The sequence below is a fragment of the Pseudomonas sp. B707 genome, from assembly GCF_022496685.1.
GTDB lineage: Bacteria > Pseudomonadota > Gammaproteobacteria > Pseudomonadales > Pseudomonadaceae > Aquipseudomonas > Aquipseudomonas paraglycinae.
Map to the genome: position 1 here is coordinate 237,177 of NZ_WTVE01000036.1, position 24,180 is coordinate 261,356.

The 24,180-nt window shown below is 61.0% G+C and carries 22 protein-coding genes and 1 riboswitch; of the genes, 7 read left to right on the forward strand and 15 right to left on the reverse strand.

Going from position 1 to position 24,180, the window contains the following annotated elements; translation table 11 throughout:
• Nucleotides 1–33 precede the first annotated feature (33 nt).
• Nucleotides 34–486, reverse strand: coding sequence for a DUF1249 domain-containing protein (locus GQX66_RS28285; protein ID WP_007952222.1), 453 nt, complete (start codon nucleotides 484–486; stop codon nucleotides 34–36).
• A complete protein-coding gene (locus tag GQX66_RS28290) occupies nucleotides 477–1,094 on the reverse strand; it encodes an NUDIX domain-containing protein (protein ID WP_102686800.1) in 618 nt (205 codons plus the stop codon). The genes GQX66_RS28285 and GQX66_RS28290 overlap by 10 nt, the downstream gene beginning before the upstream one ends.
• A gap of 221 nt (nucleotides 1,095–1,315) precedes the next feature.
• On the opposite strand from GQX66_RS28290, the gene GQX66_RS28295 reads away from it, so the two are divergent.
• Nucleotides 1,316–2,062, forward strand: a complete 747-nt coding sequence (locus GQX66_RS28295) for an RsiV family protein (protein ID WP_085746483.1) — start codon at nucleotides 1,316–1,318, stop codon at nucleotides 2,060–2,062.
• On the opposite strand, the gene cytX is transcribed toward GQX66_RS28295, so the two are convergent.
• Both cytX and thiC read right to left on the reverse strand, forming a co-directional pair.
• Nucleotides 2,031–3,323 carry a putative hydroxymethylpyrimidine transporter CytX gene (gene cytX / locus GQX66_RS28300; RefSeq protein ID WP_240872112.1) on the reverse strand — a complete coding sequence of 431 codons (1,293 nt, stop codon included), beginning with the start codon at nucleotides 3,321–3,323 and terminating at the stop codon, nucleotides 2,031–2,033. The genes GQX66_RS28295 and cytX overlap by 32 nt on opposite strands.
• Nucleotides 3,324–3,431: 108 nt before the next feature.
• On the reverse strand, nucleotides 3,432–5,321 hold the full coding sequence (gene thiC, locus GQX66_RS28305) for a phosphomethylpyrimidine synthase ThiC (RefSeq protein ID WP_240872113.1): 1,890 nt from the start codon (nucleotides 5,319–5,321) through the stop codon (nucleotides 3,432–3,434).
• Nucleotides 5,322–5,467: 146 nt separating this feature from the next.
• A riboswitch (TPP riboswitch) is annotated at nucleotides 5,468–5,573 on the reverse strand.
• A 196-nt stretch (nucleotides 5,574–5,769) separates the two neighbouring features.
• Here thiC and GQX66_RS28310 point away from each other — a divergent pair.
• Complete coding sequence (locus GQX66_RS28310) at nucleotides 5,770–7,203, forward strand: TolC family outer membrane protein (protein ID WP_240872114.1); 1,434 nt, start codon at nucleotides 5,770–5,772, stop codon at nucleotides 7,201–7,203.
• Between the two features lie 31 nt (nucleotides 7,204–7,234).
• On the opposite strand, the gene waaA is transcribed toward GQX66_RS28310, so the two are convergent.
• Nucleotides 7,235–8,515 carry a lipid IV(A) 3-deoxy-D-manno-octulosonic acid transferase gene (waaA, locus tag GQX66_RS28315; protein ID WP_085746480.1) on the reverse strand — a complete coding sequence of 427 codons (1,281 nt, stop codon included), beginning with the start codon at nucleotides 8,513–8,515 and terminating at the stop codon, nucleotides 7,235–7,237.
• Between the two features lie 11 nt (nucleotides 8,516–8,526).
• Nucleotides 8,527–9,429: a LysR family transcriptional regulator gene (locus tag GQX66_RS28320; RefSeq protein ID WP_007952236.1), complete on the reverse strand. Its 903-nt coding sequence runs from the start codon at nucleotides 9,427–9,429 to the stop codon at nucleotides 8,527–8,529.
• A 102-nt stretch (nucleotides 9,430–9,531) separates the two neighbouring features.
• On the opposite strand from GQX66_RS28320, the gene GQX66_RS28325 reads away from it, so the two are divergent.
• The 4 genes from GQX66_RS28325 to GQX66_RS28340 all read left to right on the forward strand — a co-directional run bounded on the left by GQX66_RS28325 (nucleotide 9,532) and on the right by GQX66_RS28340 (nucleotide 12,978).
• Nucleotides 9,532–9,864, forward strand: coding sequence for an SMR family transporter (locus GQX66_RS28325; protein WP_007952237.1), 333 nt, complete (start codon nucleotides 9,532–9,534; stop codon nucleotides 9,862–9,864).
• 129 nt (nucleotides 9,865–9,993) lie between these two features.
• On the forward strand, nucleotides 9,994–11,169 hold the full coding sequence (locus GQX66_RS28330) for an FAD-dependent oxidoreductase (protein ID WP_102716951.1): 1,176 nt from the start codon (nucleotides 9,994–9,996) through the stop codon (nucleotides 11,167–11,169).
• Complete coding sequence (locus GQX66_RS28335) at nucleotides 11,166–11,978, forward strand: aldo/keto reductase (RefSeq protein ID WP_102686805.1); 813 nt, start codon at nucleotides 11,166–11,168, stop codon at nucleotides 11,976–11,978. Before GQX66_RS28330 ends, GQX66_RS28335 begins: the two co-directional genes overlap by 4 nt.
• Nucleotides 11,979–12,009: 31 nt before the next feature.
• Entirely contained in the window at nucleotides 12,010–12,978 is a 969-nt protein-coding gene (locus GQX66_RS28340) for a hypothetical protein (protein WP_007952240.1), read from the forward strand.
• Nucleotides 12,979–13,044: 66 nt separating this feature from the next.
• Here GQX66_RS28340 and hldE read toward each other — a convergent pair whose 3' ends face one another.
• From hldE to GQX66_RS28365, 5 genes are all read right to left on the reverse strand, one after another.
• Nucleotides 13,045–14,469, reverse strand: a complete 1,425-nt coding sequence (hldE, locus tag GQX66_RS28345) for a bifunctional D-glycero-beta-D-manno-heptose-7-phosphate kinase/D-glycero-beta-D-manno-heptose 1-phosphate adenylyltransferase HldE (RefSeq protein WP_007952241.1) — start codon at nucleotides 14,467–14,469, stop codon at nucleotides 13,045–13,047.
• A 102-nt stretch (nucleotides 14,470–14,571) separates the two neighbouring features.
• Nucleotides 14,572–15,183, reverse strand: a complete 612-nt coding sequence (cysC, locus tag GQX66_RS28350; protein ID WP_085746477.1) for an adenylyl-sulfate kinase — start codon at nucleotides 15,181–15,183, stop codon at nucleotides 14,572–14,574.
• Nucleotides 15,176–15,880 (reverse strand): sulfotransferase family 2 domain-containing protein, encoded by a 705-nt coding sequence (locus tag GQX66_RS28355; protein WP_085746476.1) that lies wholly within the window; start codon nucleotides 15,878–15,880, stop codon nucleotides 15,176–15,178. The genes cysC and GQX66_RS28355 overlap by 8 nt, the downstream gene beginning before the upstream one ends.
• Before the next feature lie 189 nt (nucleotides 15,881–16,069).
• Nucleotides 16,070–17,875: a lipid A export permease/ATP-binding protein MsbA gene (gene msbA / locus GQX66_RS28360; RefSeq protein WP_085746475.1), complete on the reverse strand. Its 1,806-nt coding sequence runs from the start codon at nucleotides 17,873–17,875 to the stop codon at nucleotides 16,070–16,072.
• Nucleotides 17,876–17,890: 15 nt separating this feature from the next.
• On the reverse strand, nucleotides 17,891–19,063 hold the full coding sequence (locus tag GQX66_RS28365; protein ID WP_085746474.1) for an O-antigen ligase family protein: 1,173 nt from the start codon (nucleotides 19,061–19,063) through the stop codon (nucleotides 17,891–17,893).
• A 110-nt stretch (nucleotides 19,064–19,173) separates the two neighbouring features.
• On the opposite strand from GQX66_RS28365, the gene GQX66_RS28370 reads away from it, so the two are divergent.
• Nucleotides 19,174–19,779 carry a toluene tolerance protein gene (locus GQX66_RS28370; protein WP_085746473.1) on the forward strand — a complete coding sequence of 202 codons (606 nt, stop codon included), beginning with the start codon at nucleotides 19,174–19,176 and terminating at the stop codon, nucleotides 19,777–19,779.
• Here the strand turns inward: GQX66_RS28370 and GQX66_RS28375 are convergent.
• From GQX66_RS28375 to GQX66_RS28390, 4 genes are all read right to left on the reverse strand, one after another.
• On the reverse strand, nucleotides 19,774–20,865 hold the full coding sequence (locus GQX66_RS28375; RefSeq protein ID WP_085746472.1) for a glycosyltransferase: 1,092 nt from the start codon (nucleotides 20,863–20,865) through the stop codon (nucleotides 19,774–19,776). The genes GQX66_RS28370 and GQX66_RS28375 overlap by 6 nt on opposite strands.
• A gap of 48 nt (nucleotides 20,866–20,913) precedes the next feature.
• Nucleotides 20,914–21,675 carry a hypothetical protein gene (locus GQX66_RS28380; RefSeq protein WP_085746471.1) on the reverse strand — a complete coding sequence of 254 codons (762 nt, stop codon included), beginning with the start codon at nucleotides 21,673–21,675 and terminating at the stop codon, nucleotides 20,914–20,916.
• 55 nt (nucleotides 21,676–21,730) lie between these two features.
• Complete coding sequence (locus GQX66_RS28385; protein ID WP_085746470.1) at nucleotides 21,731–22,687, reverse strand: glycosyltransferase; 957 nt, start codon at nucleotides 22,685–22,687, stop codon at nucleotides 21,731–21,733.
• 84 nt (nucleotides 22,688–22,771) lie between these two features.
• Entirely contained in the window at nucleotides 22,772–24,172 is a 1,401-nt protein-coding gene (locus GQX66_RS28390) for a PIG-L family deacetylase (RefSeq protein ID WP_240872115.1), read from the reverse strand.
• Between the last annotated feature and the right edge of the window lie 8 nt (nucleotides 24,173–24,180).

Consider the following 24,180-nt stretch of genomic DNA (forward strand, 5'->3'; position numbering starts at 1 on the left):
GGCGAACCGGACGCAGTTCACAACTTGCGGTGGTTATCGGACCGCCGCGTATTCGTGTCCGCACGCCAGGCAATGACTCAGCCACTCGCCCAGGAACAGATTGAGCTGGGCCTTCTCGTCCGGCTGATGCATGGCCGCATTCGGGTAAGGATAGACGCCGCGAAACCGTCGCGCATGCTCGGCGCTGATCACCTCGGCCATGCGCGCGTCGTGATAGACCTGCACTTCCAGTTGCGGCACCGGCAGCCACGGCAGGCTGTGTTCCTGACGCACCTGCAGGGTCGTGGTGTAAGGACAGGCCTGCAGCACTTCCAGGGTCAGTACGCCGAGCATCTGGTCGCCCTGGGTCACGGCGATACGCCGGGCCTCGGGGTCGCTGCGCATGTCCGGCAACAGTCGCATCAGGCGCGCGTAGTTCGCCTCGCAGGCGGCTTGCAGGCCCACGAGGTCGACGCGGTAGCGATCGCGCAGCTTGTTTACGACCATAGCCCCCTCACTTCGGCGCGATTGAGCGCCAGCCACTGCAAGGCGATGATGCTCGCCGCATTGGCAATCCGTCCGTCACGTACGGCCTGCAGGGCATCTTCAAAAGCCCAGACCGTGACGCGAATATCTTCAGCTTCTTCCTCCAGCCCATGCAGGCCGCCCGCGCCTTCGGTGCTGCAACGCCCCAGATACAAATGCACGAATTCGTTGCTGCCGCCCGGCGATGGAAAGTATTTGGTCATCGGCCACAGGGCCTTGATGTCCAGCCCAGCTTCCTCCTGTGCCTCGCGGTGAGCAACTTCTTCCGGCTGTTCGTCCTTGTCGATCAGACCGGCGACCAGCTCCACCAGCCACGGGTTATCGGCCTTGCCCATCGCGCCGACGCGAAACTGCTCGATCAGCACCACTTCATCGCGCTGCGGATCGTAGGGCAGCATGCACACCGCATCGTGGCGCACGAACACTTCACGATTGATTTCGCGGCTCATGCCACCGGCGAACAGTTCGTGGCGCAAGTGCAGACGGTCGAGCTTGTAGAAGCCCTTGTAGCACTGCTCGCGTCGCACGATATCGACGGCGGTCGGAATGGCTTTGGCAAAATCGGTCATGAGCATCCTCTTTACTGCAAATCCAATACGAGGCGCCTTACCTGCGACCTCGACTTCGCGCCATCCTAACGCGCCGGTGACGTTTGATGCAGCCCCTTTACTGTCAGCGGGATGGACGGTGGAGGCGAAACCCACTCTAATTAGCTTAGTGGCGAACTGACCGCTTCGTTGAGAGTCGAAGCGGTAACTTTTTGCCTTCCCCTGCTTCAGAAAGGACGCCCATGTCGCTTTTCAAAATCGCCTCCGTGGCCGCCATCGCCCTGACCCTGGGCGCCTGCGCCAGCCTGTTCCAGCCCAACTACCGCACGCCGCTGGAAACCACCCGCGACGCCTCGGAAACGCTGAAACCGGGCTGCTCCAACCCGGACTGCCCACTGGTGAACATCGATACGTTGCGCTTCCCGGCAGAACCGGCGCTGGACGGCATCATCGAAAAACGCCTGCTGCAGATGACCCGCACCGCACCGAACGCCCCGGTAGCGCCGACGCTGGCAGCGTATCGCGAGCAGTTCCTGGCCACCGCCGGCCCGCGCAACAGCAGCTATTTGCAGGCGAAAGTACGCGAGCAGCATGACGGTCTGGTGATCATCGAAACCTCGAGCTACCTGGACACCGGCGGCGCCCACGGTACGCCGGGCCGAGGTTTCATCAACTATTCGCGTCAGCAGCACAAGGTGCTGACCCTGGCGGACATGCTTCTGCCGGGTCAGGAAGAAGCGTTCTGGAAAGCCGCGCAAGTGGCGCACAACAGCTGGCTGATCAGCACCAAGCTCGATCAGGAACCGGAGTTCGTGAAGAGCTGGCCATTCGTTAAAACCCCGAACGTGGCGCTGACCTACGGCGGCGTGATCCTCAAGTACGACGTGACCACCATCGCGCCTTATGCGCTGGGCCACGTCGAACTGAAGATCCCTTACCCGCGCCTGAACGGCATTCTCAAGCCCGAGCTGTTTCCCGGCCGTAACTGAAAGCCCGACCGAGCACCAGTTGCAGCAGCCCTGCCAGCACCAGCGCCGGCAGGGTCGCGCCGACATCCGGATACAGATTGGCCAGCAAGTGATAGGTGCTGATGCCACCCAGCCAGGCCAATAGTGCCGGCCAGCGCAACGCGGCCGACGCCACCTGGGCACTGCGCTTGCGCAGGATGAAGTGATCCACCAGCACCACGCCGAACAGCGGCGCGAACACCGAACCGATCAGCAGCAGGAAGTTCTGGTACTGCGCCAATGGCGCGAGCAAGGCGATCAGGGTGCAGATCACACCGATGGCCAACGCCAGATGCTCGACTTTCAGACGCAACAGAATCCCGCTGGAAACCGCTGCCGAGTGAATGTCGGCGAAAGCGTTTTCCGACTCGTCCAGCAGAATCAGCAGCAGCGGAATCCCGAGGCCTGCACCGGCCAGCGCCAACAGCAGCGCGTTGACTTCACCGCTCGGCGCGAAGGCCAGGGTGTAGGCGACGCCGAGGCTCATCAGCCAGAAGTTGCCGATGAAGAAACCGATCGCCGTACCGCCGAACACGTTCTTCGCCTTCTTGCCGAAACGCGAGTAGTCGGCAATCAGTGGCAGCCACGACAGCGGCATCGCAATCGCAATGTCGAAGCCCACGGCGAGCGACATCGAGCCATCCCCGGCCTGTGCCCACAAGGCGGCAAGATCGGCCTTGGCGAACAGGTTCCAGGTCAGCCAGATGCACGCGGCCAGAATCAGCCAGATGCCCCACTTGCGCAGGATCTTGCGCACGAACGTCAGCGGCCCGCTGATCGCGAGCAAGGTCGCCAGCGCACCGAAGCACAACGTCCACAGCATCGGACTGGCCCACAGCGAACCTTCGCTGAACGCACGGGTGCCGAGCAGGCTGGCCGCATCGCGCATGACGATGATTTCGAACGAGCCCCATCCGATCAATTGCAGCAGGTTGAGCAACGCCGGCAGGCTCGCGCCTTTGCTGCCGAGGCTGAGTTTCAGCGCAGCCATCGACGACAGGCCGGTGTCGCTGCCGATCACGCCGACGGCGGCCAGCAACAGGACGCCGACCAGGGTGCCGAGGAAGATCGCCAGCAGCGATCCCGACAGGCCCAGCCCCGGCGCCAGCAGCGCACCGGTCTGCAAGACCATCAGGCCGATGCCGAGGGAAAACCATAGGGAAAACAGATCGCGACCGCCAAACACACGCTGGTTGCCGGGTACGGCGAGGTCGGGGGAATAAGTACCGGGTTGAATGCTCAAGGACGTTTCTCACAGAGAAGCAGAAAAAAGCTGCAAGCTGCAAGCTACAAGTCAGAAGCGATATGCGGACTGCTTCTCCTCTTGTAGCTTGTAGCTTGCCGCTCGTGGCTAGACTTTCTTGTACAGCTGACTGCCTTCCTTCTTGAACCGCTCGGCCTGTTCCGCCAGGCCTTGGGCGACGTCCATGTCGACCGCGTCGATCCGCTGGTTGGCCGCGTATTCGCGGACTTCCTGAGTGATCTTCATCGAGCAGAATTTCGGCCCGCACATCGAACAGAAATGCGCGACCTTCGCCGAATCCTTCGGCAGGGTTTCATCGTGATACGAACGGGCGGTGTCCGGGTCCAGACCGAGGTTGAACTGGTCTTCCCAACGGAATTCGAAACGCGCCTTGCTCAAGGCGTTGTCGCGAATCTGCGCGCCCGGATGTCCCTTGGCCAGGTCCGCGGCGTGAGCGGCGATCTTGTAGGTGATGATCCCGGTCTTCACGTCATCCTTGTTCGGCAGACCCAGGTGCTCCTTCGGCGTCACGTAGCAGAGCATCGCGCAACCGAACCAGCCGATCATCGCCGCACCGATACCCGAGGTGATGTGGTCGTAACCCGGTGCGATGTCGGTGGTCAGCGGGCCGAGGGTGTAGAACGGCGCCTCGTCGCAGCATTCCAGCTGCTTGTCCATGTTCTCTTTGATCAACTGCATCGGCACGTGGCCCGGGCCTTCGATCATGCATTGCACGTCGTGCTTCCAGGCGATCTTGGTCAGCTCGCCGAGGGTTTCCAGTTCGCCGAACTGCGCTTCGTCGTTGGCGTCGGCAATCGAGCCCGGACGCAGGCCGTCGCCCAGCGAGAAGCTGACGTCGTAGGCCTTCATGATTTCGCAGATTTCGTCGAAGTGGGTGTAGAGGAAGTTCTCTTTGTGGTGGGCCAGGCACCACTTGGCCATGATCGAACCGCCACGGGACACGATGCCGGTCACGCGTTTGGCGGTCAGCGGCACGTAGCGCAGCAACACGCCGGCGTGGATGGTGAAGTAGTCGACGCCCTGCTCGGCCTGTTCGATCAGCGTGTCGCGGAATAGCTCCCAAGTCAGGTCTTCGGCGACGCCATTCACTTTTTCCAGCGCCTGATAAATCGGCACGGTGCCGATCGGAACCGGCGAGTTGCGGATGATCCACTCGCGGGTTTCGTGAATGTGTTTGCCGGTGGACAAGTCCATCACGGTGTCCGAGCCCCAGCGAATGCCCCAGGTCAGTTTCGCCACTTCTTCTTCGATGGACGAACCCAGCGCGCTGTTGCCGATGTTGCCGTTGATCTTCACCAGGAAGTTACGGCCGATGATCATCGGTTCCAGTTCGACGTGGTTGATGTTGGCCGGAATGATCGCGCGGCCACGGGCGATTTCTTCGCGGACGAATTCAGGGGTGATTTCTTTCGGGATGCTCGCGCCGAAGCTGTGGCCGGCGTGCTGCTGCTTCAACAGACCGGCAGCGCGGGCCTCTTGCAGCTTCATGTTTTCGCGGATGGCGACGTATTCCATCTCGGCGGTGATGATGCCTTTGCGGGCGTAGTGCATCTGGCTGACGTTGGCCCCGGCCTTGGCGCGGCGCGGGTTGTTGACGTGGGCGAAACGCAGTTTGGTCAGCTCCGGATCGGCCAGGCGCTCCTGACCGAAATTCGAACTCAGGCCTGGCAGGCGCTCGGTGTCGCCACGGTCATCGATCCACGCCGAACGCACGTCGCCCAGACCTTTGCGCACGTCGATCACCACGTTCGGATCGGTGTACGGGCCCGAGGTGTCGTAGACGGTGACCGGCGCATTGATTTCGCCGCCGAAGTCGGTCGGGGTCACATCGAGGGTGATTTCGCGCATCGGCACGCGGATGTCCGGGCGGGAGCCCTGAACGTAGACTTTTTGCGAACGGGTGAACGGTTGAACCGACTGCTCGTCGACCTTGGCCGAGTCACTCAGGTTGATCGCGTTTTTAGATTTTGTAGTCATCACGGGCTCTCCAGACAGCATCCAGGCAGTGGATTGTCGGAGCAGAACCTGAAAGGCACGGACGCACCAGGACTGGTGCTGTGCATCGTCGTCGAGCGTTCGATTGTCGAACAATATCCCGGACGAAGCACAAGAGGACTCGCCGGGTGACGAGAAATCTTGTTCCCTACGCAGGCGCTAACCTGATCAGGTTCAACGGGATCCGAAATTATTCGATCTCAGCCTCATAGCAAGGCACCCCGACAAGAACCCGGCCAGTCTAGACACAACCGGCAAAGAACGCCAACACCGCGGCAAACACCATGATGAATGGCGCAATTGGCAGATTGTTGCCTGCCGCCTGCGCAACTACACTCGCTACGCCATGCTGCGCCTTGACGCTGCATGGGCCGCGCCTTACCTTTGGCGCCCGGATTATTTCCATAATATTCATGCTAGGGATCGCCTCATGCTGCGCAAACTCTCACTGGCTGTTGCCGTGTCTTGTGCGTCCACCGCCACGGTCTGGGCAGCAGAAGCGCCTTTATCGACCAGGACCGATCTGGTCAGCGTCTATCAGGAAGCCGTCGACAACAACGCCGACCTGGCCGCTGCCCGCGCCCAGTACGGTGCGCAGAAAGAAGTGGTGCCCCAGGCCCGCGCCGGGCTACTGCCGAACCTGTCCGGCGGCGCTGAAGTCGCCAACGTGCGCACTTCGATCGACCAGCCCTCGGCCATCGCCAATCGCAGCGCGCACTCCTATCAGGCGACGCTGGCGCAACCGCTGTTCCGCGCCGACCGCTGGTTCCAGTACCAGGCCGCCAAGGACGTCAACGAGCAGGCCGCGCTGCAACTCTCGGCCACCGAGCAGAACCTGATCCTGCAAACCGCCGAAAGCTACTTCAACGTGCTGCGCAGCCAGGACAACCTGGCCTCGACCAAAGCCGAGGAAGCCGCGTTCAAGCGCCAGCTCGATCAGTCCAATGAGCGCTTCGATGTGGGCCTGTCGGACAAGACCGACGTGCTGCAATCGCAAGCCAGTTACGACACCGCGCGCGCCAACCGGATCGTCGCCCAGCGTCAGGTCGATGATGCGTTCGAAGCGCTGATCACCCTGACCAACCGCCAGTACAACTCGATCCAGGGCATCGTCCACACGTTGCCGATCCTGCCGCCGGCGCCGAACGACGCCAAGGCCTGGGTCGATACCGCCGCGAAACAGAACCTCAATCTGCTGGCCAGCAACTACGCGGTCAGCTCCGCCGAACAGACCCTGAAACAGCGCAAGGCCGGCCACCTGCCGACCCTCGACGCGGTGGCCAAATACGAGAAAGGCGACAACGACGCCCTCGGCTTCTCCAACCCGAACGCGTTCGGTACGCCGTACAGTGGCAACGTCGAGCAGAGCACCGTGGGCTTACAACTGAACATCCCGATCTACAGCGGCGGACTGACCAGCTCGCAAGTGCGCGAGTCGTACTCGCGGCTGGACCAGACCGAACAACAGCGTGAAGGCCTGCGCCGGCAAGTGGTGGAGAACACCCGCAACCTGCACCGCGCGGTGAACACCGACGTCGAGCAGGTGCAGGCGCGCCGCCAGTCGATCATCTCCAACCAGAGCGCAGTGGAAGCCACGGAAATCGGTTACCAGGTAGGTACGCGCAACATCGTCGACGTGCTCGACGCCCAGCGTCAGCTCTACACCTCGGTACGCAACTACAACAACACTCGCTACGACTACATCCTCGACAACCTGCGCCTGAAGCAGGCCGCGGGGACGTTGAACCCGGGTGATTTGCAGGACCTGACCCGCTACCTGAAGGCCGACTACAACCCGGACAAGGACTTCCTGCCGCCGGATCTGGCCAAGGCTGCCGAAGCCCAGCTCAAGGCCCGGCCTTAAACAAAAAACGCAGCCCTGAGGCTGCGTTTTTTTATGGGCGGTCGATCAACCTTCCCAGGCCATCGAGCAAACGTTGCAACGCGCCCTGATTGCGGCGCATCACGCTCAGCCCGGCGTCGGCCATGCGCTGTGCGTCGCGGGGCAGTTCGAACAGGCGCTGCACTTCTGTCGCCAGACCTTCGGCATCATCCACTTCGGCCAAGGCTCCGGCGCTGCGCAGTTGCGCGGCGATGTCGAGGAAGTTGAACAGATGCGGGCCGCTGATCACCGGTTTCGCCAGCGCTGCCGGTTCCAGCAGGTTGTGGCCGCCGTTGGGCACCAGGCTGCCGCCGACGAACGCGCTGTCGGCCAGGGCATAGAGAAACAGCAATTCGCCCATGGTGTCGCCGAGCAGCACCGACGTTGCAGCATCGACGCTCGCGCCGGTCGAACGACGCACCGTGGCAAAGCCTTCACGCTGGCACAACTCGAACACCGAGTTGAAACGCTCCGGATGGCGCGGTACCAGAATCAGCAGCGCATCGGGATGGTTGGCCAGCAAGCGACGGTGGGCATTCAGCACCACTTCATCTTCGCCTTCATGGGTGCTGGCGGCGATCCATACCGGTCGCTCCAGCGCCTGCCACTGGCCACGCAGTTCAGCAGCACGTTGCAGCAGTTGCGGGTCGATGGTCAGGTCAAACTTGATCGAGCCGGTGACTTCGACTGTCTCCGGGCGCGCACCGAGATCACGGAAACGCTGTGCTTCAGCTTCGGTCTGCACGGCGAACAGGCTCATCTCGGCCAGCATCGGTGCGGTCAGTTTGCTGAACCGGCCATAGCCCTTGGCTGAACGTTCGGACAGGCGCCCGTTGGCCAGCGCCACCGGAATCCTGCGTTTGGCGCATTGGTGAATGTGGTTGGGCCACAGTTCGGTTTCCATGATCACCGCCAGTTTCGGCTGCACGCGATCCAGAAAACGCGCCGCCGCGCAGGGCAAGTCATACGGCAAATAGCAGTGCTGGATGCGCGGCTCGTTGGCGAACAACGCGTGAATGCGCTCCGAGCCGGTCGGGGTCATACAGGTTACGGTGATCGGCAGCTGTGGATAACGTTGCAGCAGCGCGCGAATCATCGGCGCGGCGGCGATGCTTTCGCCCACCGACACGGCATGAACCCAGATGCCGCCCGGTTGCAGGGCCGGCATGCCATAGGAGAATCGTTCGCCAATCCGCTTGGCATACGCCGGCGCCTTGCGCGAGCGCAGCCACAGCCGAATCGCCACCAATGGCAGCCCCAGGTAAAACAGCGCGGTGTAGAGAGTTCTATTCATGGCGGCGGAGTTTATCGGCTTTTGCCGCCGATCGCCCGCAGGTGTATGGCAAATCGCTCCGCCAGCCAACGGGCGGCTGGCCCGAGGGGTTCGTCGCGGCGCCAGACCAGCTCCACCACCAGCGCCGGCGGCGTCCATTCGCTGTCGAGTTCCACCATCAGGCCCTGATACGCCGAGTACTGCACCACGTGACGCGGCAGCCAGGCCCAACCGAGATCGCGCACCAGCCATTCGGCCATCACGTAGAAACTGTCGGCGCGCCAGACCTGCGGACTGGCCGGTTCGCTGCCGGGGTAGACGCTGGTCTGAGTCGACATCAGCAGTTGCCGATGCTGAGCAAGCTGCTGGCAGTTGACCCGTGACTGCGCCGCCAGCGGATGATTGACCCCGCAGACGGTGACCATTTCCACACTGCCCAGCACCCGGCGCTCCAGCGCTTCGGGGATTTCGTCGTGATAGAACAGCAACCCGAGATCGGCACGGCGCTCCACGAGTTTGCGCGAAACCTCGCCTTGGGCGGCGCTGGTCAGTTGCACCTCAAGACTGGGAAACTGCTCGGCCAGCGCGCCGAAGCTTTCCACCAGCGCCTGATAAGGCATCGCCTCATCCTGGGCAACCCGCAATTGCGCTTCCTGCCCGCGCATCATGGCCACGGCCCGACCGTTCAGGCGCTCGCACTGACGCAACACTTCACGCGCCTCTTCAAGCAAGGCTTCACCCGTTTCGGTGAGACTCGGCTGGCGACCGCTGCTACGCTCGAACAGACTGACGCCGAGGTCGTCCTCGAGCATGGCAATCGCGCTGCTGATCGCCGACTGCGCCTTGCGTTGCTGACGCGCCACGGCGGAAAACGAGCGTTGTTCGGCGACCGCAACAAACACCCGCAACTGCTCCAGATTCCACTGCATGCTCATCGGCCAACCCATCTTGTAAACAGATAGGTAATGACTTTACCCCATCTGGGGAGTCACTAGAATGCCGCCTCAGAAAGCAACGCTACACACGAGGATTTGAACATGAACGCTTACGTCTACCTGGCCATCGCCATCTGTGCCGAAGTGATCGCGACCGTTTCGATGAAAGCCGTCAAAGGCTTCAGCACGCCATTGCCACTGGTGCTGGTCATCGTCGGCTACGCCATCGCGTTCTGGATGCTGACCCTGGTGGTGCGCAGCGTGCCGGTGGGCGTGGCCTACGCGGTGTGGGCCGGCATGGGCATCGTGATGGTCAGCGTCGCGGCGCTGTTCATCTATGGGCAGAAGCTGGATATCCCGGCGATGCTCGGGATGGCGCTGATCGTGCTCGGCGTGGTGGTGATTCAGCTGTTCTCGAAAACGGCCGGCCATTGATCCTCACATGAGCCCTTGCAGGCACTCGCTCCTGTAAGGGCTCATGCCTTCCCTCTGTTGATCATCGACAAATCCCCTTTTCCCCGAGTCTGTATACTGCGCCCTCGTCTTGAACACTGAGGTCGTTGCATGCCATCTCCAATTTCCACCGACGTGCTGATTGTCGGCGCGGGTGTCGCCGGTCTCTGGCTGAACGCGCGCCTGCGTCGCCAGGGTTTCTCGACCGTGCTGGTGGAAAGCGCCAGCCTCGGCGGCGGGCAGAGTGTGAAGTCCCAGGGCATCATTCACGGCGGCGCCAAGTACGCGCTGCACGGTGCACTGACCGGCGCCTCGGAAGCCATCGCCGACATGCCGCGCCGCTGGCGTGAAGCCCTGGCCGGTAACGGCGAACTGGACCTGACCGGCGTGCGCCTGTTGTCCGAAGCCCATTACCTGTGGTCGCCGGGCACCCTCGCCGGCAACCTCACCAGTTTCTTCGCCAGCAAAGCGGTGCGTGGCCGGGTCGATCAGGTCAAGGGCGATCAACTGCCGCCGGCCCTGCAAGACAAGCGTTTCAAGGGCAAGGTCTACCGCCTCGCCGAACTGGTGATCGACGTGCCGAGCCTGATCCAGCGTCTGGCCGACCTGTCGGGTGACGGTCTGCTCGCCGGCCAGACCATCGAGCCGCTGCTGGAAAGCGGCGTACTGGTTGGCCTGAAAGTCGACGGCCGCGAGATCCGCGCCCAGCGCATCGTCCTCAGTGCCGGTGCCGGTACCGCCGACCTGCTCACTGCTTTGGGCCTGACTCATCCGGCCATGCAACGCCGGCCGCTGCACATGATCATCGCCAAAGGCCCGGGCCTGAAGCCGCTGTACGCGCACTGCCTCGGTGGCGGCACCAAGCCGCGCATCACCGTGACCACCCACCCGGCCGCTGACGGCCAGTGGGTCTGGTATCTGGGCGGCGACATTGCCGAGTCCGAAGGCGTGGCCCGTGAGCCGGCCGAACAGATCGCCACCGCTAAAAAAGAACTTGGCCAGTTGTTGCCATGGATCGACCTGAGCACCGTGCAATGGGCGACCCTGCGCGTCGATCGCGCCGAACCGCTGCAAACCGGTCTTACCCGTCCAGACAACGCCTTCCTCGCTGAAGAAGGTCGCCTGCTGGTCGGCTGGCCAACCAAACTGGCCCTGGCGCCAGACTTCGCTGACCGCGTGATCGCGTCCCTCGAACGCGACGGCATCCAGCCAAGCCACCCGGCTCCGCTGCCCGAGCTGCCAAAACCACCGATGGGTGTTCCCGCCTGGGAGCAACTGCTGCCATGAGCCTGCCGACCCTGCACGATCTGCATCGCCCACTGGGCAGCACCGGCCTGCTGGTTTCGCCACTGGGCCTGGGCACCGTCAAACTCGGCCGCGACCAGGGCGTGAAATACCCCAACGGCTTCCAGATTCCCGACGACGACGCCGCGCGCATGTTGCTCAAGCAGGCGCGGGAGCTGGGCATCAACCTGATCGACACCGCACCGGCCTATGGCCGCAGCGAGGAACGTCTCGGCCCGTTGCTGCGCGGTCAGCGTCAGGACTGGGTGATCGTCAGCAAGGTCGGCGAAGAATTTGTCGACGGCCAGTCGACCCACGACTTCAGCGCCGCTCACACTCGGATGTCGGTGGAGCGCACCCTGCAACGTCTTGAAACCGATTTTATCGACCTGGTGCTGGTGCACTCCGACGGTAACGATCTGGCGATCCTCAACGACAGCGAAGTCTACGCAACCCTCGCGGCACTCAAGGCCGAGGGCAAGATTCGCGGCTTCGGCTTTTCCGGCAAAACCGTCGACGGTGGCCTCAAAGCACTGGAGCAAGGCGACTGTGCGATGGTCACCTACAATCTGAACGAACAAAACGAGAAGGCGGTCATTGACTATGCTGCTGCCCACGGCAAAGCCATTCTGGTGAAAAAGGCACTGGCCAGCGGTCATGTGTGCCTGAGTCCCGGCGTGGATCCGGTGCGCGCCAGCTTCGAGTTGCTGTTCGCCCAGCCCGGCGTGGCCAGTGCCATTGTCGGGACAATCAATCCGCTGCACCTCGCCCATAACGTTGCGACCGTTGCCCAGGTCCTTCGTGGTCACTGACGCCGCCTCGCGGCCTTAAGCAGGAGCCGACATGCCGCGTACGCTCATCAGAAAGAACCCGAGCAACTTCAAGACGCTGCCGCTGTTCGTCGAAGCCACGCCGGAAGGCCTGACCTACCAGAGCGTCGGCATGCCGCTGAATTTTGCCCAGACCCTGCAGCGACGCAAACCGGTCAGCGTGGCCGACGCCGAGCGGTTTGCGCTGGAGCTGGCCAACCTAGGCGTTTCGGTGCGTCTGACCCTGCACTGGCAGAATCGCGATTACTGGGTGCTGGTGCGCCAGCGTCGGCAGGATCGCGGCGATGTGGTGCTCAAGCTGATTTCCGGTTACGTGCCGGCCCATGAGCTGAACATTCCGCTGCACACAGCGATCCAGGAGATCGCCGAAGAATGCCTGCTGGAAACCCCGGAAGGCTGGCTCGGCGGGCGCTTCAATGACACCTGGCTGCCGGCGCCGTATGCCTCGGCGCTGCATTATCGCGAGGCTCTGCCCTTTCGCCTGACGCCGCTGTCCGGTTCGGCACGGCCGGTGCGCTGCGCCAATCTGCAATTGCTTGAACGGCCGCGGGCCTACGTGCATTTGCCGACCGCGTCCCTGCAATTGATCTACGACCTGCGGCTGGACGTGCCCAAGGAAGCCAAGAACCTCAGCCTGTTCCATGTCGATGAACGGCTGGAAGGCGATCAACTGGTCGCCCGACTCGACCGCAAGCGCCCCGATCTGTACTTGATGCCGTTGCAGGACGGCGAACCGCTGCCCGAGCTGTACACGCTGAAGAAAGGTCAGTTGTACCCGGCGGGCACTCGCGGCCTGTATCTGGCGGAAAGTTTCGCCCGGCAGGACGGCTGGCTGGTGCGCGACGAGCGGATTCGCTGGAAGGACTGGCTGCGCCAGCAGGGTCTGACCCCACCGCCCAAGGACACCGGGCTGGCACGGTTGCGCGGCAAGGCGAAGCAACTGCTGAAGAAGATCGTGCCACGCAAGAAAGTGAACTCCTGAACGGCAAAAGACCGCGCCTGCGAGTGACTCCGGAGAGTCATCACAGGCGCGGTCTTTATGTTTGCATCACTCGGATTTGCGGATTTTTTCCACAATCGCCGTGGTCGAGCTGTTTTCCACCAGCCCCAGCACTTTAACGGTGCCGCCGTAGGCTTTGACGATATCCGCGCCGACAACCTGGTCGATGCCGTAATCGCCGCCCTTCACCAGCACGTCCGGCTTGACCTCGCGCAGCAGGTTTTCCGGGGTGCCCTCAGCGAAGCTGATCACCCAGTCCACCGCGCCGAGACCGGCGAGAACCGCCATGCGCCGGTCAACGCTGTTGATCGGACGGCCCGGCCCTTTCAGGCGGCTGACCGAAGCATCGTCGTTGATCGCGACGATCAGGCGATCGCCCTGGGCCCGCGCCTGCTCGAGGTAGGTCACGTGGCCGGCGTGCAGGATGTCGAAGCAGCCGTTGGTGAACACGATCTTCTCGTTGTGCGCACGGGCATCGGCGACTGCCAGCAGCAGTTGCTCCAGACCCAGCACGCCGCGCTCGGAACCTTCTTCACGCTGGATGGCGCGACGCAGCTCAGGGGCGCTGATCGCCGCGGTACCCAGCTTGCCGACGACGATGCCCGCCGCCAGATTGGCCAGCGCCACCGCGTGCGGCAGTTCTTCGCCAGCGGCAATTGCGGCTGCCAGGGTGGAAATCACCGTGTCGCCGGCGCCGGTCACGTCGAACACTTCACGGGCCCGTGCAGGCAAATGCAGCGCCGGATGATCCGGACGCAACAGGGTCATGCCGTGTTCGCCACGGGTCACCAGCAGCGCGCCGAGATCCAGGTCGTGCATCAGCGTTGCGCCCTTGGTCACCAGCTCGTGCTCATCGGCGCAACCGCCGACGATGGCTTCGAACTCGCTGAGGTTCGGGGTGATCAGGCTCGCGCCACGGTAAATCGAGAAATCCTTGCCCTTCGGGTCGGCCAGCACCGGAATGCCTTTGGCACGGGCGGCCTGGATCAGCGCCTGATGGTTTTTCAGGGCGCCCTTGCCGTAGTCGGACAGCACCAGCACCTTGATGCCTTCGAGCAGATCGTCGACCTGCGCGCCGAGGGCCAGTGCGTCGGTGGCGAACGGTTCTTCGAAGTCGATACGCAGCAATTGCTGGTGCCGGCTCATGACCCGCAGCTTGACGATGGTCGGCTGGTGCGCGATGCGCTGGAACAAGGCTCTCACGCCCGCACCCTTGAGGCTGTTGCTCAGGCTGTCGGCGGCTTCGTCGTCACCGGTCACACCGACCAGCGACGCCGGCGCACCCAGCGCGGCAATGTTCAAGGCAACGTTAGCGGCACCGCCCGGGCGGTCTTCGATTTGCTCGACTTTAACGACAGGAACCGGCGCCTCAGGGGAAATCCGTGAGGTACCACCATGCCAGTAACGGTCGAGCATGACATCGCCGACCACCAAGACAGGGGCTTGATCGAATCGCGGCATGGACAACTTCATGGAGCAACCCACATACAAAATGAACAGGGGCGCGATATTAACACAGGGTTGGCGAAGGCTTGTGCGGCGGCTGCAACAGGATGAAACAGCTGGCTTTTTTGCTCATTTTTTAAGCAGAAAAGCCGCCAGCAGCTCGCAGGCTTCTCTCGGCTCGACCGTTTCCGTATCGATCCGGCATTCCGCCGCCGAGGGTTCTTCGTAAGGGCTGTCGATACCCGTGAACTGCTTGATCCGGCCCTCTCGCACGGCCTGGTACAGACCTTTCGGGTCCCGGCGCTCACACACCTTCAGCGACGTGCTCACATGCACTTCGATAAAGTCGCCCTCGGCAAACAGTTGCCGCGCAGCGTCCCGCTCGGCCCGAAACGGCGAGATCGCCGCGACGATGACGATCAGGCCGGCGTCAACCATCAGCCGGGCCACTTCAGCCATGCGCCGGATATTTTCCCGACGACTCGCATCGTCCATTCCCAGGTCCCGGCACAAACCGTTGCGCACGTTATCGCCGTCGAGCAAAAACGTGTGCAGGCCGAATTCATGCAAATGCACTTCCAGGGTGTTGGCCAACGTCGATTTGCCGGCACCGGACAATCCGGTCAGCCACAGGCAGCGAGGATGCTGGGCCTTGAGCGCGGCTCTGTCCCGAGCAGACAGCGTGAAGCTGTATGGGCGAATGGCCGATGCGGTCGCCAGACCGGGCAACACTTCATTCATAACCGAGCAACTCATAGTCACGTTGATAGACCCGACGTACCAGACGCCGGGTTCGCAAGGTACAGAACTCTCGCGCCTTGGTCGGCTGGCGCAGCACGGAAACGTTGACGTGTGGCAGCTGACACACCATCCCCAACTGCTCGCAGACAATCTGAAAATCCCGCTCCAGGTGCTCCTGATAGCCGATGAAATCCATGGCCAGATGGCCCAGCGAGTCGGTCAAAAAATCGCTCTGTGCGGCAAAATGCAGTTGTCGCGAGATCGTCTCCGTATGCAGCCAGCGGGCAATGAAATCGTCGAAGTCCCGGTACTGCCGAACCAGTTGCTGCGCGGCATGATCACGCCCGCTCAACGTATTGCCGTGGAGAAACGCATAAGCCGAATACGCCCGCTCCAGAGGATCTCGTACGAAAGCAAACTTGTACGCAGCGGCATACTGCTCGGGAAACTGCTGCTCGTACCAGTACAGCGGCAGGTGACCCGGAGTCCTGCCGTTGAACATCGCCGTACAGATACTGCTGCCGGCGCATTTGGGCACGTGGATAAACAGACAGGAACGCTGCGCGAACGATGGGGGGTAGTGCCGATTCGCAGACATCGACTTGTTCACGACCTGACGGTCCACGACTGACAGTCGATCCAGCAGAAATTGCCGCTGTGCCTTGGGCAACAGCTTCCAGAGATAACGTTGCAGCATCGCAGTACCCACGCGAAAGGGATGGCCCTCTCGATTGAAGTCAAAGTTCGTTCGAGAACCTTAACAAGCGTGTTACCGGGATTTATTCAAGTTTGGTCAAGAAGCGTAAAGAAACGGATACATATCTCGGAAGCGCATTGCACGCCCCGAAGGGCGACAGGATGGGGCAGTCCCATCCTGTCGTCGGGATCAGGCGATGTCTTCAGCCGGAGCATCCAGGCCCATCGCATGCAGACGCGAGTAGTAGCCGTTCTGCGCCAGCAACTGTGCGTGGGTGCCACGTTCGACAATCTGGCCCTGATCCATCACCAGAATCAGATCGGCCTTCTCGATCGTCGAGAGGCGATGAGCGATGACCAGCGTGGTGCGGCCCTTCATGACGTGATCCAGCGCTGCCTGAATGTGCCGCTCGGATTCGGTATCCAGTGCCGATGTCGCCTCATCGAGAATCAGCAGCGGTGCATTCTTCAACAACGCCCGTGCTATCGCCAGGCGCTGACGCTGACCGCCAGACAGCAACACGCCATTTTCCCCGACCTGGGTGTCCAGGCCTTCGGGCATTTGCGAGATGAAGTCCATTGCGTAGGCGTCGGTAGCGGCCTTTTCGATATCGGCCCGGGGGGCACCGGCCAGGTCGCCGTAGGCGATGTTGTTGGCAATCGTGTCGTTGAACAGGGTCACATGCTGGGTGACCTGTGCAACGTGGCGACGCAGGTTGCGCAATCGGTAATCTTCGATCTCGACGTCATCGAGCAGAATCTCCCCGATATCGTGATGATAGAAACGCGGAATCAGGCTGGCGAGAGTCGACTTGCCGCTACCGGAGCGACCCACCAGTGCGATCATCTGGCCTGGCGCCGCACTGAAGTTGATGTTCTTCAGCACTTCGCGCTCGGTGCCCGGGTAAGTGAAACTGAGGTTGCGTACCTGCAGATGGCCGCTGACCCGGTCACGCTCCACCGTACCGTTATCCACTTCAGGTTCTACGTCCAGTTGCTCGAAAATGCTTTCGGCACCGGCAACCCCTTTCTGGATGGTCGAACTGACCTCCGACAACTGCCGGATCGGCTTGGGCAGCAGACCCGCGGCCGTGATGTACGCCACCAGATCACCGGCCGTGGCATCGCCACGCAGGAACAGCACCAGGAACATCAGCACGGCCATGGCGCTGTAGATCACCAGCTGCAGCATGGGCGTATAGACCGCTCCGGTCTTGGTCATGCGCAATTGCTTGTCGGTGTTGCTCTGGCTGGCAGCGGCAAAGCGGCGCTCTTCATAGCTCTCGCCACCAAAACTGCGCACCACGCGATAGCCCTGGATGGTTTCGGAAGCCACGTGAGTCACGTCGCCCATGGCCACCTGGATCTTCTTGCTCTGCTTGCGGAATTTCTTGCTGGTACTCCCCACCATTAAGGCAATCAACGGAAGGATCGCCAGCATGACGAGGGTCAGCTTCCAGTTCATCCAGAGCAGATAGGCGAACAGAAACACCACCGTCAGGCCTTCACGGATAACCACCTTGATGGCATCGGTGGCGGCACCGGTCACCATGGTCACGTTGAACGTGATGCGCGAAATCAGATGCCCTGAATTATGGGTGTCGAAATAACGATTGGGCAGCACCAGCAGTTTGTTGAACAACTCGATGCGCAGGTCATGCACCAGTCCCAGCGATACTTTCGCCAGATAAAAGTTGCCGAGAAACGACCCCAGACCCTGCCAGGCAGCGATCAGAATGATCAGCAACGGCACGGCCATCAACAACTGCAGGTCCTTGAGATAAGGAACATTGGGAAAGAGCACCGCTTCGGGATTGCTCAGGCCATCGACAAAATATTTGAGTATTCCCGCCAGCATTGGCTGGGTGGAGGCAAAAATCACGAAGCCCACGATACTCAGAAGGAAAAGGCCGATATAGGGCTTTACGTACCCCAACAGCCGAAAGTAGATCTTCAGGCTGGAATCCTGTTCCGCTTTGGGCGGTACGTCACTCATCGTAGGGCTCACTGATTAGGAAGAACGCGAAATTTTATCACAGGCACCGGGATTGGCCCGAGCCCATACCAAAACACTGGCCAGACCAATAGGCAACCAGCTTACAAACCACTCGGCCCTTGGGGTTCCGGTCAGGCTGGCGGCGTCGAATTGCATGGCCAGGCTCGAGAACAGCCAAATGCCAATGATGCCCCGCCCGTAGAGGGTTTCCCGGGCTTTCCATGCCTGGCACAAGACGGCAATCCAGATTGCACACCACAACAGCAAGCCTGGCAGGCCCAGCTCGATAGCGACATGGGTGAACAGATTATGGGCATGGTCAAAATACATGCCCGAAGCAAACACTTTGTAGTCGCCACCAAGACCCAGCCCACGCAGGGGGTGCTCGGCGATCATTTGCAGGCAGGCCATCAGAATCTGCGGTCGGTAGGAAACGCCGCGCGCCATGACCAACGGCTCGAACAACACGAAAGCCAGCATGGCGACAACCAACGCGCACGCCGCAATTGCACGGCTGCGGCGGTCACCGCACCAGATCGGCATGGCAAGCAGCGTGAGAAACAATGCCAATGCGGCGCCGCGACTCTGGCTGAGCAGTACGAACATACCCAGAAACGTCATCGCGATGACCCAGACAATCTGCATCCGCCCGGTTTGTGGTGGCCACAGAACAAGCCATACCGCCGCCAGGCCGATGACATAGCCCCCGAGGATCGGGTGGGCCAGCTCGCCCAGGCCTTCCACGCGCGCCATCAGGACATTGCCATCGAGAAGGTAGAATTTGACGATAGCCGCGATTGCCGTGGCCGCCAGCCCGATGCCACCCCATTGCATGATGCGAATCACACGGTCGGGTCTGCCATTGGCAAAAACCGGAAAGAACAGAAGAAAAACCACGATATACAGCAACCGCTTGGCCTCGCGCCCGCTGTCCGCGGCGTTCGTCCATGAAAGACTGATCAAAGACCAGGCCAGAAGCCCGAGCATCGGCAGCCAGATCCAGCGCTGTTCATGAAACATCTCCCTGAGCCGGGCCCGTGCAGACCAGGAAAAGACCAGCGCAGGTATCCAGAGCAATACGACCAGGCCTTGCTGATAGGCTTTGTTGGTAGGCGCAATGGCAATGGCTAACAGAAACCACAACAGACCTGTCGACATCCATGCTTTCGCCCAACGTGTTTCTTGCATCAAACTGCTCCTGATAGAGTTCACCCACCCAGCCCGGCATGGTTAAAGCTGAAACTTTTCGGCATCATTGCCCGCCACAGCGCCCCGTTCTTCCCACAAGGCTTTTCACGATGCAATTTTCCCGGCTGCCAGAGGCCACTTTGAATCAAATGATTGACGGTGCCAGAATCCTGGAGGCCGATAGCTACGGGCCGAAAGTCTACCTGTTGCAGGATGGGAATATTCTGAAACTGTTCCGCCGCAAACGGTTTTTTTCATCCGCACTGTGGCGCCCCTACTCGAAACGCTTCATCGATAACGCCGTCGGACTGCAAAAACTGGGCGTTCCAACCCTTCAGGTCCTGCAGCTTTATAAACTGCAAGCTCCTGGCATGACAGCTGTGCTCTACCAGCCATTGCCGGGAGAGACCTTGCGCCAGATAGCCAGCAAGGAAGGTTTTTCGTGGCAGCAGGCATTGCCAGACCTGGCCGGTCTGATCCGCAATCTTCATGAATCGGGGATCTATTTTCGTTCGCTGCACCTGGGCAACATTGTGGTGACGCCCGACAACTGCATGGGCCTGATCGATGTAGCAGACTTGCGTTTTTTGCGGGCGCCGTTGCCCCGGTATCTGGTCAAGCGCAACCTGCAGCATTTCGCTCGCTATATTGAACGCGAGAAGCTGAACGAAACCTTTCCGATGCACGCACTGGAAAAGGCCGTAATGCCTTCATGAAAGCAGGTCGTGGGCAGCCTGGCTGAAATCGAGCCAGGCCTGGTCAGGCGCCAGCGCCTGATATTGCTCGGCGGCGACTGTTTCGGCCGATGCGCTGAACGCCCTCAGGATCGCGTCACGCCAGGCGGCCACATCCTGAACGGGGGCATACCAGCCGGTATCGGCCAACTGTTCGCGAAACACCTCCAGCTCACTGGATAAAACCGGAACACCCGCCATGACGGCTTCCTGCATGATCAGCCCCAGGCCTTCATTCAGCGACGGCATGGCAACCCAATCGAATGCCCGGTAAAGCTGAGCCGCATCATCCAGATGCCCCGGCAGCAAGACCTTGCCACGCAATTGCAACTCATCGATCCGCGCCTCCAGCACAGCGCGCCCCGTGCCTTCACCGAGAATCACCAACTGCAGATCAGGTCGCTGAAGCAAGGCTTCGGCGAAAGCGTCGAGCAGGCAACCAAACCCCTTGCCCGCGACCAGTCGCCCAACAGCTCCCAATACCGGTTTGTCCAGCGCAAGACCCAATCGCGCTCGCGCCTGCTCCCGAGGGAGAAGGTCGGCACGAAACGCCAGAGGATCGAAAGCGCTGCGCAACGTCATGACCTGAATCTGCAAGTCCTGACACAACGACGCCGCGAGGGTGTTCGAGACTGCAACCAGCGTCAGTTGCGAGGAGGGAATTCGTTTGAAGAGCGCGCGATCCGCAGGATGAAGCCGCGTCGAACCATGAAAGACCACCACCGCACGAACGTCGGGCATGGCTTCGATGACAGGCAGCAATGTACGTGCTACGCCAAGGCCATCGAGGAGCACCACGCGTGCACCGCTGTTTTTGAGGGCTTTGTGAAATCTGGAACGCATCCAGGGCCTCGTCAGCCGCCAGAAATGCCGCCCTTTCAACCGGGCGGAGGACAGCCCCCACTCCGTCACTTCGCCAACGCTCAGCCCACCTTCGCAGGCGCGGCCTTGAAGCAACCAGGTTTGAACCGGCTCCGACGAAGCGGCCTGAGACAGGATCTGTTGATGCACCTTATGAGTTGAGGCAAACGGAGCACCCCCGGCCCACATGACGTTGAGAATACTCATAGGGAACGAAGCCAATACCTGGGTTTCTGGAAAAAAGCTGCGGTGCATTTAATTGATGAACCAGCCAATACAGACTCCCAACAGCAAAGACAATACGAACTTTATCTGTTCGCGACGACTGCGGCGCGCCTTGCGCTGACGCTCGACAGCCGTTTGCACATGCAGACCGAAACCCGTGTGCATGACGGCGTCCGCTTCCAGCGTCATGGCCGTCAGATTCAAGTCTGCGTAGCGAATGGACAGCGCCTTCTCCCCACTGAATCCGGCAAAAGGTGCGCACAAGCGGTATTCCTTCATCCGGCGCAAGCCAGGATTCAGCGAAAAGCCCTGCCACTCAGGCTTGTCGGACACCAACGGGTAACAAGCTACCCCGCCGACGATCTCCCGCGTCTCCAGCCGAATGTAAGGACTGTGCACCCGCAAGTCATGATTATAGCTACGCAGCCAGACCTGCAGAATTTCCGGGCGCAGGTCGAGAATGGTCCTGGAGTCTTCCACAAATCCCGGGCGATAGAATTCCCAGTCGTCTTCGCAATGGAAGACATAGGGTGTGGTGACATGTGCGTAAGCCAAGTCGATTGATGCCAGCTGCCCCAGCTTCGGGCGATTGATGAATACGGTGCAATGCTCCTTCCAATGAGCAGGAATCACAGCGTGCACACCTTCATCCCCCGCATCCTCCGTGATGAACACTTCACGGATGGGAGCGGTATTGAACCGGTCGAAGCTCTCAAGCGTTATCTTGAGCAGATCCATTCGACCACAGCTGGTGACCACCAGGGTGATGTCACTTTCTTGAGTAAATTGCACCGGAATCTCAATTAGGTAAAAGTCGCCAGCAATATCGATTGCCGGGTAGTGCTTGTCAAATGCCCAGCTTCAGACGCACCTTTTCCAGAAGGCTCAGCGGCGCACGAGCCCGCAGTTCTGGCTTAAGTTCCTCGACGATACGTTGGCCGATTCGTGCAAAGCTGAACTGACTGACCGCGAGCTCCCGACCGTTGCGCGCAATTCGCGGCGCCAGTTCCGGATCGCTGCGCAATACGGCCAGCTTCTCCTGAAGCTGTGCGATGTCCCTGTAGAACACCACGTTGTGCATGTCCTTCAACCCCAGGGCCTGACTTTCCTCTGCCCCCTGATCAAACGCCAGCAATACACAACCGCAGGCCATCGCTTCGAAATTCTTGATCATGAATTCGCCCATGCCAACGTCGGCGCTGACAAAAAAGCGGATTCGGTTGAGCGTGTCGCGGTATTCCTCTCCGGATTTTGTACGAGTGACCACCAGAGGCTCGACGCGCCCCAACTCGTCGAGCAAGGCTTTGCGACCGCTGTAGGCAACACTGTTGGTGCTACCCACGAAAGCCAGCTCGATATCCCGCTCGCGCCCCTGATCTTCAAGTTGTGACTGGTCGTAGCCCTTGGGCACGAAGACGGCGTCGAAGCCCTCCTGACGAAGGCGCTCGGTGACCACGAAGCCGGAGCTGATCACCCGCGCCCACGGCAAGCGGCGGTAATGCGCGCTGAACTTACCGGTGTATTTGCACGGAATGTAATTCTGGTAGGCATCGTGTTCCAGAATCACCAGATTGGGGATCGTGCGGATAAATCCGACCTGACGGATTTCCTGCTTGAAACGAAGGAAAAACACGATGCGGTCATATTGCGTAACGTCGACTTCGCGCCGGAAATAGCGACGCAGATTGCGCTGTTCATCGCTGCTCAGCCACCGCAGATCGCACTCGCAATGTGCCGCAACACCTTCGTACAAGCGATCCAGAATCGCCCGCTGATCTTTCTGCACCAGAAATAAAACTTTCATCGTCTTCCTTGCCGCGACAGGCAAACAGAGCAACGCCTGAAGGTCTTTCCGCTCGAAAGCGGACGTACTTCAGGCCCGTACCATCTATAAACGCCAGAACAGTTCATGGCGTCGTACAGCCTTGCGGAAAAATTCGTTTTCACCGTAGGGCGAGCCCGCACGCCCCGCAAGCAGGCGCTGCAGGCCGCGCCGCAAGCGACGCTTGAACGGAGCCGGTGGTTGCAGGTCGTGCATCATGCCCAAGGCCATGGCTTTGTCACGTTGCTGCGAGAGCGTCAACGGCACGCACAATGGCTGCATCGGTTGCGACGAGTCGAATGTCGGCGGCAGGGCGATACCTTGCCCGCTATCACCCATCGGCCAGCGATCGTTATCGTGCAGGTGGTTGGCGTAGCCGAGCAGGACCGGTTGCCAGTCAAGACCACGCAAGACTTCCAGCACGGCTTCCTGGGCGCAGATGTGATCGGGATGCGGATCGAGCGTCGGATGCGGCAGCACGATCACATCCGGGCGCGCGCGGGACAGCACGTCACGCAGGTCGGCCAGCAGATTGTTCCAGGTCGGCGCGCCATCGGCATCACCGGGCAAGGCAAACGGATTCAGCTGACGAAACATCCGTGTATCACTCAAATCAGCTTCCCGCGAACCCACCGGCTGATTCGGCGCAGCCTGCATCGCCGCCAGTTGCAGGCAGAAATACCCGAGCTGCACGCAGTGCTCCTGCGGTACGCCGGCCCAGCGCGGTACGGCAAGACTGTCCCAGGCACGCAGGCGCCCCTTTAGCCGCGCCGCCTCGACCTTGTTCAGGCCCATCTGTTGATAATGTTCGGCTTCGATCTCGCCGGCGGTCAGCGTCACGATCCAGGCTTCACTGGCCTGGCTGTACAGACCGTAGGCGGCGAGTTCGGCATCGTCGGCGTGAGGGGCGATGACCATCACCCGCTGCTGGCGGTAGTCCGGCTGCTCCAGTGCCCACAGCACCGGCTCGCCGGAGACCCGGCAAAAGCGCCCGCGCAGACGCAACTGGCCTTGCGACAAGGCCTGCGCCTGCCCGCTGAGGTTCAGATAACGCAGACCGTTGACGCCACGTTCGAACGTCTGCGCATCGGGATGGGTGCCCCCGGCCAACTCGACCCGAGGATCGAAGAAGCGTCCCAGAAAGCTGCTTTTGACCTTCACCGCGAGGATCAGCGTAGCGTCGTCCATCAGCATCACGCCTTCGTCGAGGCGCAAGTGCTCGCCGTTCAAATGCACTTTTGGCTGCGGGGTAAACGGCGGAAAGCTGTATTGGTAATCGTCTTTCGGCGAATAGAACAGGTGATCGGCGAACCACGCTTCGTGGGCGATCCAGCCAACCAATGCCAGCACCAGCGGCAACCACCAGGCCACCAGCACACCGAGAGCGATCAACACGACCAGTGCGATCAACAGGCCGATGCGTTTATTGCGCCGGTGGCGCTTGAGCAATTGCTGTTTGCGGCTCATGGGCTGAC